This window comes from Achromobacter agilis, from assembly GCF_900496965.1.
Lineage (GTDB): Bacteria > Pseudomonadota > Gammaproteobacteria > Burkholderiales > Burkholderiaceae_B > Achromobacter > Achromobacter agilis.
Genome location: NZ_UFQB01000015.1, coordinates 82,726 through 97,582, shown reverse-complemented (window position 1 = coordinate 97,582; position 14,857 = coordinate 82,726). Strand labels below are relative to the sequence as shown.

The 14,857-nt window shown below is 67.7% G+C and carries 14 protein-coding genes; 13 read left to right on the top strand and 1 reads right to left on the bottom strand.

The window, feature by feature from the left end; genetic code table 11:
• Nucleotides 1–71 precede the first annotated feature (71 nt).
• On the top strand, nucleotides 72–944 hold the full coding sequence (locus AGI3411_RS18050; protein ID WP_129528732.1) for an MOSC domain-containing protein: 873 nt from the start codon (nucleotides 72–74) through the stop codon (nucleotides 942–944).
• 22 nt (nucleotides 945–966) lie between these two features.
• Here the strand turns inward: AGI3411_RS18050 and sugE are convergent, their stop codons facing one another.
• On the bottom strand, nucleotides 967–1,284 hold the full coding sequence (sugE, locus tag AGI3411_RS18045) for a quaternary ammonium compound efflux SMR transporter SugE (RefSeq protein ID WP_129240586.1): 318 nt from the start codon (nucleotides 1,282–1,284) through the stop codon (nucleotides 967–969).
• 208 nt (nucleotides 1,285–1,492) lie between these two features.
• Between sugE and panD the strand changes: the two genes are divergently transcribed.
• The 12 genes from panD to AGI3411_RS17985 all read left to right on the top strand — a co-directional run bounded on the left by panD (nucleotide 1,493) and on the right by AGI3411_RS17985 (nucleotide 14,781).
• Nucleotides 1,493–1,861 carry an aspartate 1-decarboxylase gene (panD, locus tag AGI3411_RS18040; protein WP_043541431.1) on the top strand — a complete coding sequence of 123 codons (369 nt, stop codon included), beginning with the start codon at nucleotides 1,493–1,495 and terminating at the stop codon, nucleotides 1,859–1,861.
• Nucleotides 1,862–1,926: 65 nt separating this feature from the next.
• A complete protein-coding gene (locus AGI3411_RS18035) occupies nucleotides 1,927–2,973 on the top strand; it encodes a CDP-6-deoxy-delta-3,4-glucoseen reductase (protein ID WP_129528731.1) in 1,047 nt (348 codons plus the stop codon).
• Nucleotides 2,974–3,153: 180 nt separating this feature from the next.
• Nucleotides 3,154–4,410: a D-amino acid dehydrogenase gene (locus AGI3411_RS18030; protein ID WP_129528730.1), complete on the top strand. Its 1,257-nt coding sequence runs from the start codon at nucleotides 3,154–3,156 to the stop codon at nucleotides 4,408–4,410.
• Between the two features lie 4 nt (nucleotides 4,411–4,414).
• Nucleotides 4,415–5,755 carry an extracellular solute-binding protein gene (locus AGI3411_RS18025; protein ID WP_129528729.1) on the top strand — a complete coding sequence of 447 codons (1,341 nt, stop codon included), beginning with the start codon at nucleotides 4,415–4,417 and terminating at the stop codon, nucleotides 5,753–5,755.
• A 198-nt stretch (nucleotides 5,756–5,953) separates the two neighbouring features.
• Nucleotides 5,954–6,814, top strand: a complete 861-nt coding sequence (locus AGI3411_RS18020) for a TrbG/VirB9 family P-type conjugative transfer protein (protein ID WP_129528728.1) — start codon at nucleotides 5,954–5,956, stop codon at nucleotides 6,812–6,814.
• Entirely contained in the window at nucleotides 6,811–8,391 is a 1,581-nt protein-coding gene (locus AGI3411_RS18015) for a hypothetical protein (RefSeq protein WP_129528727.1), read from the top strand. Before AGI3411_RS18020 ends, AGI3411_RS18015 begins: the two co-directional genes overlap by 4 nt.
• A 2-nt stretch (nucleotides 8,392–8,393) precedes the next feature.
• Nucleotides 8,394–9,719: a hypothetical protein gene (locus tag AGI3411_RS18010; protein ID WP_129528726.1), complete on the top strand. Its 1,326-nt coding sequence runs from the start codon at nucleotides 8,394–8,396 to the stop codon at nucleotides 9,717–9,719.
• On the top strand, nucleotides 9,706–10,212 hold the full coding sequence (locus tag AGI3411_RS18005) for a hypothetical protein (RefSeq protein WP_129528725.1): 507 nt from the start codon (nucleotides 9,706–9,708) through the stop codon (nucleotides 10,210–10,212). The genes AGI3411_RS18010 and AGI3411_RS18005 overlap by 14 nt, the downstream gene beginning before the upstream one ends.
• The gene (locus AGI3411_RS18000) at nucleotides 10,209–11,924 is read left to right on the top strand and encodes an ATPase, T2SS/T4P/T4SS family (protein WP_129528724.1); all 1,716 of its coding nucleotides are present in this window, start codon (nucleotides 10,209–10,211) and stop codon (nucleotides 11,922–11,924) included. Before AGI3411_RS18005 ends, AGI3411_RS18000 begins: the two co-directional genes overlap by 4 nt.
• Nucleotides 11,917–13,053, top strand: a complete 1,137-nt coding sequence (locus tag AGI3411_RS17995; RefSeq protein WP_129528723.1) for a type II secretion system F family protein — start codon at nucleotides 11,917–11,919, stop codon at nucleotides 13,051–13,053. Before AGI3411_RS18000 ends, AGI3411_RS17995 begins: the two co-directional genes overlap by 8 nt.
• A gap of 58 nt (nucleotides 13,054–13,111) precedes the next feature.
• Nucleotides 13,112–13,729 (top strand): type 4 pilus major pilin, encoded by a 618-nt coding sequence (locus AGI3411_RS17990; protein WP_129528722.1) that lies wholly within the window; start codon nucleotides 13,112–13,114, stop codon nucleotides 13,727–13,729.
• Nucleotides 13,726–14,781: a type II secretion system protein gene (locus AGI3411_RS17985; RefSeq protein WP_129528721.1), complete on the top strand. Its 1,056-nt coding sequence runs from the start codon at nucleotides 13,726–13,728 to the stop codon at nucleotides 14,779–14,781. The genes AGI3411_RS17990 and AGI3411_RS17985 overlap by 4 nt, the downstream gene beginning before the upstream one ends.
• The last annotated feature ends 76 nt before the right edge of the window (nucleotides 14,782–14,857 follow it).

Sequence of the window (14,857 nt, the reverse complement as noted above, 5' to 3'; positions counted from 1 at the left end):
AGCCCGGGCCCGCCCCGGGTTTTTTCTTTGCTATTCTTGGCGCATTCCGCAACCTTGGAACCCGGTCCGCCATGCCTGCCCGCATTCTCAGCCTGCACATTTACCCGCTCAAATCCTGTGCGGGCATCGACCTGAGCGAATCCCCTATCGATCGTGCCGGCCTGGCCTATGACCGCCGCTGGATGCTGATCGGGGACGACGGGCAGTTCATGACGCAGCGCCAATGGCCGGCCATGGCGCTGATCCGCACGGCGATCATGGCGGACGCCTTGCGCCTGTCCGCGCCCGGCATGCCCGATCTGGACGTCGCCCTGGACGGTTCGGGCCTGGCGTCGGGCTCGGCGGACGTTCCGGTCTGGAGCGACACGATTGCGGCCCGGCGCGAAAGCGAGGCCGCCGGGCGCTGGTTTACCGAGTTTCTCAAAACGCCTTGCCGACTCTACAAGGTGGATCCCGCCGCGCACCGTCCGGCCAAGCCGGACTGGGTATCGCGCTGGACCGAGGCGCATCCCGACCTCGCGGACAGCTTCGTCGGAGATCACTATTTCGGCTTTGCCGACGGCTTTCCGCTGCTGATCGCCAATCAGGCCTCGCTGGACGATCTGAACGCCCGCCTGCAGGCCAAGGGCGTGGCGCCGGTGCCGATGGACCGATTCCGTCCCAATATCGTGGTTCAGGGCGAGTGGGAAGCCTTCGAGGAAGACCAGACCGCCATGATCTCGGCGGCGGGCGTGAAGATGGCTTTCGTCAAACCCTGCACGCGCTGCTCGATTCCCGATATCGACCAGCGCACCGCCCAGCGCCACGAGGAACCGGGCCGCACCCTGGCGGGCTACCGCAATCTGGAAATAGGCGTCGTATTCGGCCAGAACGCCATTCTCGACGCGCCCGCCGGGGCGCGCCTGAAGGTCGGGGACGGGGTAGAGATCGAACTGGATTTCTAGCCCGCCGCCAAGGCTGGGGGCCTCAGGCCGAGGACAGCTTCAGGCCCACCAGGCCGAGCACGATGAGGGTGACGCTGGCGATCCGCATCCAGCTGGTGGATTCGCCGAACAGCACGATGCCGGCCACAAAGGCGCCGATCGTACCGATGCCCACCCAGACCGCGTAGGCGGTGCCCAGGGGCAGGGATTTCATGGCGACCGCCAGCAGCCAGACGCTGATGGCCATGCCGCCCGCGGTAACGAGAGATGGCCAGAAGCGGGTGAATCCATGGGTGTACTTCAGGCCCACCGCCCAGACGATTTCAAACAGGCCTGCAAGTACCAGGATGATCCAGGTCATGTACGACTCCTATTGCATTGCCGGCAAGGCGCCGGCCTAGGGGTCGTCCCCGGAAAAGGGCATGCCGGCCGTGTGGCCGCGCGCGGCAGCGGGCCGTCCCGCTGCGGCAAAAATTATAGAATACGGGCTTCCGACGGCAAAACCGGGTGCCGGGCATCAACTCTTGCAACACTTCGCGGTCCGGGCGCGAAACCAGGATATTCCCATCATGCAACGCATTATGCTGCGGGCAAAGCTGCACCGCGTCACGGTCACCGAAGCCGACCTCCACTACGAAGGATCTTGTGGCATCGACGAAGACCTGCTGGACGCTGCCGGCATGCGCGAGTTCGAACGCATCGAACTCTACAACGTCACCAACGGCGAACGCTTCGACACCTACATCATCAAGGCGGCCCGCGGCAGCGGCGCCATCTCCTTGAACGGCGCCGCCGCGCGCCGGGCCCAGGTCGGCGATCTGCTGATCATCTGCACCTACGGCCCGATGTCCGAGGCCGATTCGGCCGTGCACAAGCCGCAGGTCGTGCTGGTGGACGACGCGAACCGCGTCAAGGAAATCCGCAAGTTCCCGGCCTGACGCCGGGCCGCGCGCGGCGCCAGCCTTGCCGGCCGGCGCCGCGTAAACCCTGAACCCGTTTCATCATGAGCTTCCAGGTCATCATCCAACCCAGCCAGCATCAATTCCCGGTCGAGCCCGGCCAGACCGTGCTCGATGCCGCCCTGGCCGCGGGCATCGTCCTGCCCTACAGCTGTCGCAACGGCGCGTGTTCCACCTGCAAGGGCCGCGTGGTTTCCGGGGAGTTCGATGCCGGGCAGTATCCGGCGCAGATCCTTTCGCCCGAGGAGCTGGCCGACGGCTATACGCTGTTCTGCCAGGCCCGTCCCGCGTCCGACATGGTGGTCGAGTCCACCGAGGTCCGGCTGGCCAGCGACATCCAGATCCGCAAACTGCCTTCGCGCGTGCAGACGCTGGAGCGTGTGGCGCCCGACGTAACGGTGGTCAAGCTGCAGCTGCCGGCATCCGAGCAGTTCCGCTACTACGCCGGCCAATACATCGAAGTCATCCTGAAGGACGGGCGCCGCCGCAGCTATTCCATGGCGGGCGCGCCGCATACCGGCAGCCCTCTCGAACTGCACATCCGCCACATGCCGGGCGGCGTCTTCACCGACCACGTGTTCGGCGCGGGCGACACGCAGATGAAAGAGCGCGAAATCTTGCGCCTGGAAGGGCCGTTCGGCTCCTTCTTCCTGCGCGAAGACAGCGATAAGCCCGTCGTGCTGCTGGCCAGCGGAACGGGTTTCGCCCCGGTCAAGGCGATCGTCGAGCACATGATCCACAAGAACATCAACCGTCCCGTCGCGCTGTATTGGGGCGGACGCCGTCCGCGCGATCTCTATATGCATGAGCTGGCGCAATCCTGGTCGGCCCAACTGCCGGATTTCCGCTATGTGCCCGTGGTGTCCAACGCCCTTCAGGAAGACGGCTGGACCGGGCGCACCGGTTTCGTCCACGAAGCCGTCCTCCAGGACATCGCGGACCTGTCGGGCCACCAGGTCTATGCCTGCGGCACGCCGCTGATGGTGGATGCGGCCAGGCGCGAGTTCAGCACCCAGAACGGGCTGCCGCCGGAAGAGTTCTATGCGGACGCCTTCACGTCCGAAGCCGACCTGGCGAAAGCCGCGTCCTGAGTAACAGGGCGTGAACGAAAGGGGTGGAACGAACGGGCCTGGAAAGGTTTGTGACTTCCGCCCCTTTTTATTCCGTAGGCGCGTGCAAATCGCCGGGGTAAACTGCCGTGGCAGCAGCTTGCCATGGGTCGCGGACATCGGGTCCGGGAACCGAGCTGGCACGCAAGGAGCAATGCGGGCATGAAAGTAGCGGTATTGGGTGGCGGCATCATCGGAATCTCCAGCGCCTGGTGGCTGAACCAGGCGGGCCATGACGTCGTGGTCATCGATCGCTGCACCGGTCCCGCGCAGGAAACCAGCTTGGCCAACGGCGCCCAGATCTCGGTGTCGTATGCCGAGCCCTGGGCCAATCCGCAGGCGCCCCTCAAACTGCTCAAATGGATGTTCCAGGACAACGCCCCGCTGCTGTTCCGTCCGCAGCTCGACTGGCGGCAATGGATGTGGGGGCTGGCGTTCCTGCGCGAATGCCTGCCGGGCCGCCTGGCACCCAACATCCGCGCCATGGTCCGCATGGCGGAATACAGCCGCGCTACCCTGCGCGGCATGCGCGCGGACCTGGGTATCCAGTACGACCACCTGGAGCGCGGCATCCTGAATTTCTACCGCGACCAGCACGAATTCGAGAATTCGCAACGCGCGGCCGGCCTGATGCGCGATTTCGGCGTGGAGCGGCGCGTGGTGTCCACGGACGAAGTGATCGCCATCGAACCTGCCCTGGCCCCGCACCGCCAGACGATCGTCGGGGGCGACTACACCCCCGAAGACGAGAGCGGCGATGTGCACCTGTTCACGGTGGCCCTGGCGGAACGCTGCGTCCGCGCCGGCGTGGAATTCCAGTACAGCACCCGCGCCACACGCCTGCTCACGACGGGCGGCACGGTGCAGGGCGTCGAACTCATCGGGCCGGACGGCCGCTATGGCACCCTATTGGCCGATGCCTATGTCGTGGCGATGGGCAGTTTCAGTCCCGCCCTGCTGCGCCCGCTGGGCATCGCCTGCAACGTCTACCCGGCCAAGGGCTATTCCGCGACTTTCCCGGTACTCAAGCCCGAGGCCGCGCCCACGGTCAGCCTGACGGACAGCAGCCATAAAGTCGTCTTTTCCCGGTTGGGCGACCGCCTGCGCATGGCGGGCACCGCGGAACTGTCGGGTTATTCCCGCAGCCTGAATACGGGGCGCTGCGAAGCGATGAGCCGCCTGGCGCGCGAACTTTTTCCCGACGCGCTCGATTTCGAGCGCGTCAGCTATTGGTCGGGCTTGCGCCCGTCCACTCCCTCGAACGTGCCCATCATCGGCCGCAGCCGCATTCCCAACCTGTATGTCAATACAGGCCACGGAACGCTGGGCTGGACGATGGGCGTTGGCTCGGGCCGGGCATTGGCCGATCTGCTCAGCGGACGGCGGCCAGAACCGGAATTTCCTTTTCTTGGTCTGTGAACCTATGAAGAATCTGCAATTGGCGGGCATTGCCCGCGCGATGTTCGCCAACCGGCGGGCATGGGTATTCGGCGCCGCCATGGCGGTGGCCGGAGCGGCGAATGCCGCCGCCGTCGAAATACAGGTCTGGCACACGCTGGGCGACGCAAACAAGGCTGAGTTCGAGAAACTCGCCAAGCAATACAACAAGGAACAGGACCAGGTCCGCGTAACGTTGCGCGGCTTTGCCTCGCCCGCCGCGCTGGAACAGGAAGCCGTGTCCGCGGTCAAGGCCAAGAAGGGCCCGAACCTGCTGCAGCTGACCGACAACCATTCGCCCGAGGTCGTGGCCCAGCACAAGGCGGTGCTGCCGCTGTACGAATTGCTGGCCAAGTATCCGATCAAGGACCTGAACTGGTTCGTGCCGGCCACCAGCAGCTTCACGCGCGACAGCAAGGGCCGTCTGCTGGCTTTCCCCTGGATGGCCGAAGTGCCGGTGATGTTCTACAACACCGCCGCCTACAAGAAGGCCGGGCTGGATCCCAACAAGCCTGCCCGCACCTGGACCGCCCTGCAAGGCGAACTGCTGAAACTGCGCGATGTGGCCGACATCGACTGCCCGTACGCATCCAGCGAGCAGGTCACGGTCCACCTCGAGAACCTGGCGCCGATCAACAACCAGCTGTTCACCAGCAACAACAACGGGCTGGACGCGGTCTCCAAGAAATCCGCCGCGCCGGCCATGCAGTTCGATACGCTCTACATGCGCCACATCTCGCTGATGGTGAGCTGGAAGCGTTCGCTGTTGTTCATGGCGCACTCGGGCGACAACGCCAGCGACAAGCTGTTCGCCAAGGGCGAATGCGCCGTGCTGACCTCCAATACGGGCGCCTTCGGTCAGTTCATCAACACCAAGTCGCTGTCTTTCGGCGTGGCGCCGCTGCCTTACTACGACCAGGTCACCAAGGACGGCGGCAAGCCGTTCGTGAGCGGCTCGGCGCTGTGGGCGCTCGAGGGCCATCCCCAAGCAGAGGAAAAGGCCACCGCGCAATTCCTGGCCTGGTTGTCCAAGCCCGTCATCGCGGCGGAATGGCACCAGCGCACCGGCTATCTCCCGCTGACGGAAGCCGCCTTCCGTGCCTCGGACGTGTCGTTCTACAACCGCATCCCGGGCGTCCAGGCGCTGATCGCCTCCATGCGTACCCAGCCGGCCACCAACAGCCGCGGCTTCCGCATGGCGAACTACCAGCGCATCGAACCCGTGCTCAACCAGCAGCTCAACGATGCGTTCGACGGCAAGGTGCCGCCGGTCGCGGCGCTGAACAATGCCGCGTCGCAAGCGCGCAGCATCGCCGCGCAGCGCTGATCGCAGCAATGCGGGCCGGCGCTGCCGGCTTCTGGGAAAACCCGGTCCTCGGACCGGGTTTTTTTTCGTCCGGCGGTAGCACGAGAGGAGGGGACCAAACCATCCATGCGTACATGCCAGTCTGGCGAGGCAGGAGGCGCTCATCCACCATGCGTTCATGCGCATCGCTTCCGGTGCGCCCTTTGTTCGCGGTGAGGCATGGTTCGACTCTTCTTCATGGCGGCAGGCCTGTCCTGCCTGGGGGCTTGCACATGGTCCGACAAGGTCCCCGCCGGATCGTCCTGGCAGGGCGCGCGGCCGGCAGCGCAAGGCTTTCGTTTCGATTGGCAACTGTCCGGCGATCCGGCCGTGGCGCCCATGCAGGTGTTCGACGACGGCAAGGAAACCTGGCTGCAGTTCGCGCCCGGCCAGGCGCTGCCTGCGATCTTCGGCGTCGGCAGCGACGGCGAACGGGCCTTGCCGTATTTCCGGCGCGATCCCTATGTGGTGCTGACGGGCGGATGGAACAGCCTTTCGTTCCGGGGAGGGCGCCTGATGGCGCGGGCGCAGCGTCTGCACGCGGTTGCCGGGGCCGAACCGGCGCCGTCCGCGCAGCAAGCCGTCGCGCAACGTATCGGGCCACCGCCGGCGGCCGTGGGCGGCCTGGCGGCCGGCGGCCCGCTGGCCCTGGCCGCGGCGCCGGCAGAAGCAGGCGCGCCCGCCGCCGATCCTGGCGCCGCCGCGCCGCCATTGCCGATCGCGCCGGATAGCCCGGCCGTGCCGGCCACGCTTTACCGCGCGGCTCCGCCGGACGCCACGCTGCGGGCCGTCCTGGCGCGCTGGGCAGGCATGGCGGGGTGGACATTCCAGCCGCAGCATTGGGCGGTGGACGTGGATATCCCCTTGTCCGCCACGGCGGAATTTCCCGGCGATTTCAAATCGGCCGTGCGCGACCTGCTCGGCGCCACCGAGCTCGCCGAACGGCCGCTGCAGCCTTGCTTCTATGGAAACAAGGTGCTGCGCGTCGTCCCGCTGGCCCAGTCCTGCACGCGCATGGCCGCGCCGGGAGGAACCGCATGACACGCAGACTGCTTTTGTGCGCCGTAGCGTCCGGGGTGTTGGGCGGCTGCTCGATATCGCAGCAGGTCTCCGACCTGCGCCGCGGCGCCAGCGACCGGCAAGCCGGCGTCACCGCCCGTCATCAGGCGTTCGCCGACAGCCTGTCGGATCGCGCGGCACGCATGGCCGCGCAAGAGGTGGCCACGCCCTGGCTGGCCGGCAAACCCCAGCCCCTGGCGCGCGAGGTGCTGTTGCCTCCCGCTTTGCGCGAAAACGTGCGGACCACGCTGATGTTGGCGGACGACGCCGACCTGTCCACGGTGGCGCAACGTCTCACTGCCGCAACGGGCATTGCCGTGCGGGTGCAACCGGATGCCTTGCTGCCGCTGGACTTGTTCCTGCCGCGCCTTGCCGTCAGCGGTGCGCTGGCGGTCCCCGCGCCGGCCAATATCGAGATCCGTGCGGGCGGGCAGCCGCTGGCCGATCTGCTCGATGCGCTGGCGGCGCGCTATTCCGTGCATTGGCGCTACGAGCGCAATGCCCTGGAGTTCTATCGCATCGAAAGCCGGGTGTTCGATCTTCGGGCGCTTTCGCTCGCCAGCAAGGTCGACATCCGGCTGGGCCGTTCGGGCAGCCCGGAAGGCGAGGGCTTCGAAAGCGCCTCCAATACCTCGCTGTCTGCCGGCCAGCACGATGCGCTGGCCATCCTGCGCGCCAACATCGTGCCGTTCCTGACCCGCTCCGGCGTCGTGGCCGATGCCGTCGAGGGGGCCACTTCCATCGTCGTCACGGACACCCCCGAGGCGCTGGAACGCGTCGCCCGCTACCTCGAGCGCGAGAACAAGGCGTTGACGCGCCGGGTCAGGCTGGTCTTCGAGGAAATCACCGTCATCGCCAACGAGGCGGTGTCGGGCGGCATCGACTGGAATGCCGTCTACGCCGCCGCCGGGGCGGCTGCCCGGCTGGCGCTGCCGGGCGGCGGCGACGGCGTGTTCGACGCGGCGGTGCGCGAGGGGCCGTTCCAGGGCTCGCAAGCCATCGTGTCCGCGCTCAGCGCAATGGGGGCGGTCGTGCGGCACAGCAAGGTCCCCGTCCTGACGTTGAACCGCCGGCCCGTCACCCATGCCGTAAGAACTACGTTTTCCTACATCGACCGGGTGCAGAGCACCGCCGTCCCCGGCTCCACGGCAGGTGGCGCCAATGGCACGCTGCCCGCGGTGTCCATCAGCCAGAAGGAAGAAACGGTCGGTTCGTTCCTGACGCTGCTGCCCGACATCCAGGAAGACGGCCAGATCCTGCTGTCCCTCGCCTACGACAATGCGGTTGCGCAACCCTTGAAGACCATTACCTTCGGCGAACGCGGCAATCAGGTCCAGGTCCAGCAGATCACCATCGATGGCAACGGCACCGTACAGCAGATCGAACTGCGCCCCGGTCAGCCCGTCATCGTTTCCGGCTTCGACCGCAAGCAGGACCAGCACGAACGCCGACGGCTCGCGCCCGGAGCGCCGCTGATCGCGGGCGGTCAGGACAGCGGCGCCTCGGAACGCACGACGACGCTAGTGCTCGTGACGGCCCAGGTCGAAGAGGGGTACTAGGCATGGACCGCGTTCCTCACTCGCTGCTGCTCGATTGTCCGGGCTCCGGGCGGCTGCTCGCGTTCGGGCTGCGCTGGTTCGCGCTCATCGGTTCCAACGCGCCGGCGCTGGCCCGTTCGCGCGGTCGGCGCCTGCGCGCCAGCCATTATGTCGTGGGCGGAGCGCCCGCCACGATGGCCGGCTATGGTCGCCTGCGGCCACCACGGCTGGGCCGGTTGCGCGCCACGCGCGGGTACGGGCGCGGCGCGCCTCACATCCAGGCCGCAGCGCAGCTCTATGCCTTGCTCCACCCCGACGGCGGGCACAGTCTGATCCGCCTGCCGGATGGCAGGCATTGGCTGGTGGCGGCCCAGCGCGGCACCGTGCTGTCGCAGACCGATCGCGTATTCGCGTCCCGGGACGAGGCCTTGCGCGAGCAGGCGCTCTTGCTTGCCCAGCGGCCTGCCTTGCCCTTGCTTGAGGCCGACGCCGTCTGGGCGGCGCTGCTGCAGGCGGTGGATCCCGCCTCTCGCCTGAACACGCTGCCGAGCCGCTGGGCTGAATTGCCGCTCGCCCTGAGGCTGTTCCTGGCCTGCGTGGGGCTCGCTGCCGCAGCGCCTTCGCTCTGGAGCCTCCTGGCGGCGCAATGGCCCGGGCGCGAAGCGGCTGTGCCTGACGGCCCCGACGAAGGCACGCCGAGGCAGGATCCCTATCTTGCCTTGTTGCAGACCACCGCAGCCCATGGCCCGTCCGAGGTGCGCCGTCTATTGGCAGGCATGGGCAGGCTGCCCATACAGGTCCAGGGTTGGGCGCTGAGCCGCGCGCATTGTCTTGCCGAACCGCAGGCCTGGACGTGTTCCGCGGCCTACGTCAGGGCCCATCCCTACGCCACGAACCAGATGCTGCATGCGCTGCAGCCCGCCGGTTGGAATCTGTCCTTTCAGCCGATGGAAGCCGCGACGCTGTCCTGGCGGATGTCCTCGGGGCAGGCTTGGCTCGCGGATTTGTCCCTGCCCACGGGCATCCAGGTCGATACCGAACTGGTCGCGGCCTTGCAGCGGCTGCAGCCAGCATTTTCCGCCATCGCACTGGCGGCGGCCTTGCCGGTGCCAGTGCCTGCGCCGCCCGAGGCTGAAGGGGCCGTCGCCGCTGCGCCGGGCCGGCCGGGCATCCGCCGCCGGTCCATCACTTTGCGAGGGCCATTGCGTTCATTCGCGCTGCTGCCGGACGCCATTTCAACGGCGCGGTGGTCACGTTTATCGCTGGAGATCCAGCCACAGCCGCGGCCCAGCCTGGCCGCGAGCATGCTCACCGCCGAACTGCAGGGAGAACTCTATGAACAGGAATAGCGCGAAGGCCGTCTGCCGCGCGGTTGCGGCCCGGGTCGCCTGCAGCCTTGCGTTGTCAGCCGCGCTGGCGCCATGCGTTCGCGCCCAGCTTCCGCCGGCGGCCGCGGAAGATCCTCAAGCCTGGCCGGAAACGGAAACCGTGCGCACGCTGCTGCGCGCGGATGCCGCTGCCGCCTTGGCGGATTGCCGCGTTCCCGGTATCTGCGCGGCGGGTTCGGGGGCCGCATCTCCGCCGGGGTTGGCGGCATCCTCCGCCCGCCCATCCGACGACATCCGCGTGCTGGCCATATTCGGCGTCGCCCGCAGCCTGCGAGTCGACCTCGACGTCAACGGCGCGGTGCTGCGCTACCAGTCCGGCCGCGGCGCGCCTGTGGCGGGTTCCGCCGTAACGGGCGCCTACCAGTTGCTCGCCATCGAGGACGCCTGCGTACGGCTGCGGCGCGACGATCTCGAACGCACCGCCTGCCTTGATCTCGGCAGGGCCTATCCATGAATCCATCCACCTTGCTGCCTGCCGTCGCGGCATGGCATCCGCCTGAGCTGCGGACGCCGGAAGACATCGCCCGCATGGCGCCGGCCTTCGTGCGCGCCCTCGGCCGCGAGTTCGATCTGGCGGCCTTGGCGGGCAGGCTGTGTCCGGTGCTGATGGAAAACGGCGAGGTCGCCGTCTTCGCCGTGAAGGACTACATGCTGGGAGACCAGATCGACGAAATCGAGCGCATGGTCAAGGCGGAGGGGTACCGGATGGCGCAGGTACCGCGCTATCAGGTGCCCGCGCCGCTGCTGCTGATGGTTGCCCGGGGCCAGTTGGCGGCGCCAGGCCTGGCCAGCCGGGGCAGGGCTCAACAGGAAGCGCGTACCTCGGCGCTTGCCGCGCTCTTCCTGGACATCGTGCGCTGGGGCGTGGCCCAGGGGGCGAGCGATGTGCACATCAATGTCGACCGGCGGCGCGAAGCGTGCGAGATCCGCTACACCATCGGTGGGGAATACATCGGCACCGAGCGCTTTGCTGGCCTGTCCAACGCAACGTTGCTGGAAGTCCTGGCGGTGGCCTGGATGGACGTCAGGGGCGGCAACGGCGCGGTGTTCGATCCGGCGCTGGAACAGCAGGGGCGCATCGGGCTGGACATCGACGGCATTCCCATCGTGTTGCGCTGGGCTTCGCTGGCCGCCGACACGGGCCCATCGGTCTGCCTGCGTATCCTGCGGCTGGATGCAACTGCCGACGGCGACCTGCTCGCGCTGGGTTATCTGCCGGCGCAGGTTGAGACCCTGGTACGCGCCCGCGAACGCGAGGGCGGGGCCATCGTGCTGGCGGGCGTGGTGGGCTCGGGTAAATCCACGACCATCGCGGCGCTGATGCGCGGAATCGCCTCCACCCGCAAGGTCATTACGCTCGAAGATCCGGTCGAATACCTCATCGGCAACGCCTTGCAGAACACCTTGGGAAGCACCTTGGCGGAATCCGCCTGGTCCGCGTTCGACGCCAAACTCAAGACCATCAAGCGGTCCGCGATGAACGATCTGCTCATCGGGGAAATCCGCGATGCCGACACCGGCCGCGCGTTCATGGACCTGGCCAGTTCCGGCGTCAGCCTGTACACCACGACGCATGCGGCCTGCGCCGTGATGATCCCCGAGCGGCTGGCCTCGGACGCGATCGGCGTGTCGCGGGATTTCCTGGCCTCGCCCGGCATCCTCAAGCTCCTCGTCTACCAAACCTTGCTGCCGCGCCTGTGCGCCCGCTGCGCGTTGCCGGCGGACAGCCTGTGGGCGGCGTCCGCCGGATTGCCCAAGGTGGTGGTGGACATCGATTGGCGCAAGTGGATCCATACGATGGCCGCCAGATTCCAGTTGGACGCCAGCGCGCTGCGGATCCGGAATCCGGCGGGTTGCGCCGATTGCAGGCGCCTTCACTTGCCGGAGCTGAACGGAACGGCGGGCCGCTGCGTCGCGGCCGAGATGGTCGAGCCTGAACGCATCGACGGTTTTCTCGAATGCGTGCGCACACGCGACAACCTGGGCCTGAAACGGCAGGCCCAGGCGGCTGGCCCGGCGGCGTGGCGCGATGAATCCACGCGCGGCGCGCAGGCGCTGGACAGCGCCCTGTACCGGGTCAGCCTCGGCGACATCGATCCGCGCTCCCTGTTGCGCCGCTTCGACCTTCCGGCGGACGCGGCATCGCGCAGGAGGGCTCATGGCTGAGCCTCTCGCGCACGCGTTCGCCTGGCGCTGGCGTGCCGGCCGCGCGCCGCTGCTACGCCTGGATGCCGCCCGCTTCCGCTCCCATCGCGCGGACTACTACGAATACCTCGCGGACCTGATCGAGGGAATGCAAGGGCGCAAGAGCCTGCGCGACATCTTCGAAGACGATGCACGCCGGTATGGCCAGGATACGGTGCGCGGACGCCTGTCGCAGCGATGGGCGGCCGCGTACCAGGAAGCTGGCGGAGACCTGGGCGCGGCATGGTCCGATACGCTGCCAGCCAGCGAATGCCTGATGCTCAGCTGTGTGCAGGAAGAGGGCGGGGACCTGCCCGCGGCGCTGCGGGATCTGGCGCGCGCCGTGCGGCTGGCCGAAGACGCGTGGCTGGCCCTCGTGTCCGCGGCCGCGGCGGGCGTGGCGGCTGCGGCCGTCGCCTTCGCAGTGCTGTGCGCCATTCCTTTCTTCACCGTGCCGCGGCTGCAGCAGGTGTTCATGGCTGTGGCGGTGGAAGACTACGCTCGCCTGACCCGCGCGTTGTTCTCGCTTGCCCGGGGCCTGAAGGCATGGCTGCCCCTGTGGCTGGTGCTCGTCTTCGGCCTGGCCGCGCTGAGCCTGTGGTCGCTTCCGTACTTCACCGGTCCGGTCAGGGCACGGCTCGACCGCTGGCTGCTCTGGCGGCTGTATCGCGATTTCCAAGCCATCCGCTTTCTTTCCCTGCTGGCCGTGCTGGTCAGGCAGCACGGATCGGCCGACACCCGCCTGCGGCGAGCCCTGGCCGTGCAGGCGCGCGAAGCGCCGCCGTGGCTGTTCGCGCACCTGCAGGACATGCTGGGGCGCATCGACGCCGGCCTCGCTGGCCCGGAGATATTCGGCACGGGCCTGCTGGAGGCGGATACCTGGTGGTACCTCGCCGACATGATCGACGCTTTGGGCATGGAGGCGGGGCTGGCCCGCGCGCGCCAGCGCGTGGAGGGGCGTCTTCTTGCGCGTGTGAGGCGGCAGGCTTCGGTGTTGCGCTGGTCGCTGCTGATCGCGTCCGTGTCGGCCGTTCTGGGGATCACGCTCTGGCACTACGGCGTGATCGACGAATTGCGCCAGGGGCTCACCAATTTCTATGCCAGCCGGTAAGCGGCTGGGGCCGGCTGCTTGCCCGCAGCCGGCGCTTCATTTCACCTAGGAGATAACCATGCGACTTTGCCATGCATTCCCGTCCAACGTCATCCGGCAACGGGGTTTTTCACTGATGGAAGTTTCTATCGTCACCGCCATCGTCCTGCTGATCGCGATCGTCGGCATTCCGGCCATCGGCGCCTACGTCATTGAAAACAAGGTGCCCAAAGTGGGCGAGGAATTGCAGCGCTTCATCGCCAGTATGAAGATCAACGGGCTGGGTGGCGGCGTCACGCCTTATGCAGGCCTGGACACCGGCGCCATGGCCAACGCCCTGCGGGATTCCAGCGTCCTGTCCGTGCAGGGCTCGGGAGCGGGGGCGCGCGTCGTGCATGGCTTGGGCGGCACCGGCGTGGGCAGCAATGGCGTCATCGAGGTGGCGGCCGCCGCGGTCGGCAGCGCAGGGCTGGGTTCCGCGTTTTCCATCACGCTGACCAACGTCAGCCATGCGGCGTGCCCGGCGCTGGCCTCGGTGCTGCAGCGGATGTCCGAAACCATCTCCATCGGGGCGGCGGGCGGGGGCCGGGTCGTGAAAAACTCGCTGGCCACGCCCGAGGTGCCGTACCGGGCCGCCCAGGCCCAGGCGCAGTGCAGCAAGGGCGACGTCAATACTTTTGTGTTCACCGCCAAATGAGCCGGGGCGCGCGTCCGCGCCGCCAGCGCGGATTCTCGGTGCTGGGCCTGGTGGTGGCTCTGGCCCTGACCGTCATGGCCGCCATCTGGGCCTCCAACCAGTTGGCGCAGAGGATCGAGGACGCGGCGGCGCGTTCGACGGGGGTGTGGCTCACCCAGATCCGGATGGCCGTGGCCCAGATGCTGTCCAGCCATTTCGCGGCGCTGGCCAAGGGAGAGACGCCGCGCAACACCCAGGGAACGCCGCTGTTCGCGGATCCTCTGGCGCCGACCTTGGGCGAATTGCGCGGCGCGGGGTTCCTGCCCGCCGGCTTTCCCGACCGGTCCACCATGGGTTTTGGGGCGCAGCTGCGGATCGCCAGGGCGCCGGCCTGCCCCGGCGCGCCGTGCCGGCTGGACGGGCTGGTCTACAGCGCCCAGCCTGTGCTGAAAACAGGGACGCAAGCGCCGGACCTGGTCGGCATGGCCGCCATCATCGAGGCCGCGGGCGGCTATGGCGGTGCGGTGTGGCCCGGTTCGCCGGGGCGGCTGCGGGGGGCGGCATTCGACTTCGCGAATCCATTGATGGTGGGCGGGCCGGCCCATGCGCCCGGTACCCTGGCGCTGTGGGCGGGGGAAGGGGCGGGCGACGGAACAGGGCCCGGCGGCCCGGACCTGGACCGCTTCGTGCAGATCCGCGACACGCGCGACCCCCAACTCCAGGGAACGCTGAGCGTCGCGTCCTCGGCGTCGGTCGGCGCATACCTTTCCGTCGGCGCGCAGGCCGCGGCGGGGCAGTACTGCGGCCTTGCCAACGGAACGGTAGCCAACTCGGCCCAGGGAGAGCTGCTGACCTGCCAATCCCATGTCTGGGCGCAGGCCAGCGGGGGCTTCGGCGGGGCGTACAGCGTGAATTACCCCCTGGGTTGCTACCATTACACGGGTGTGTCCACGGCCAATCCACGCACGGGCTCCTGCTCGTGCCCGGTAGGGTTCCACTCGGTGGTCGTTTCAGCGGGTGGAAAATGGACCGAAACGGAAGGCTGGACCACCGGCTATGTCTGCGTGCGCTGAGCCCGCTCCCGCCCGTTGCCGCGTATGCCCGCCAACCCTCTATAATCAAAAATTCGCCTAAATCCTGCTTCATCCA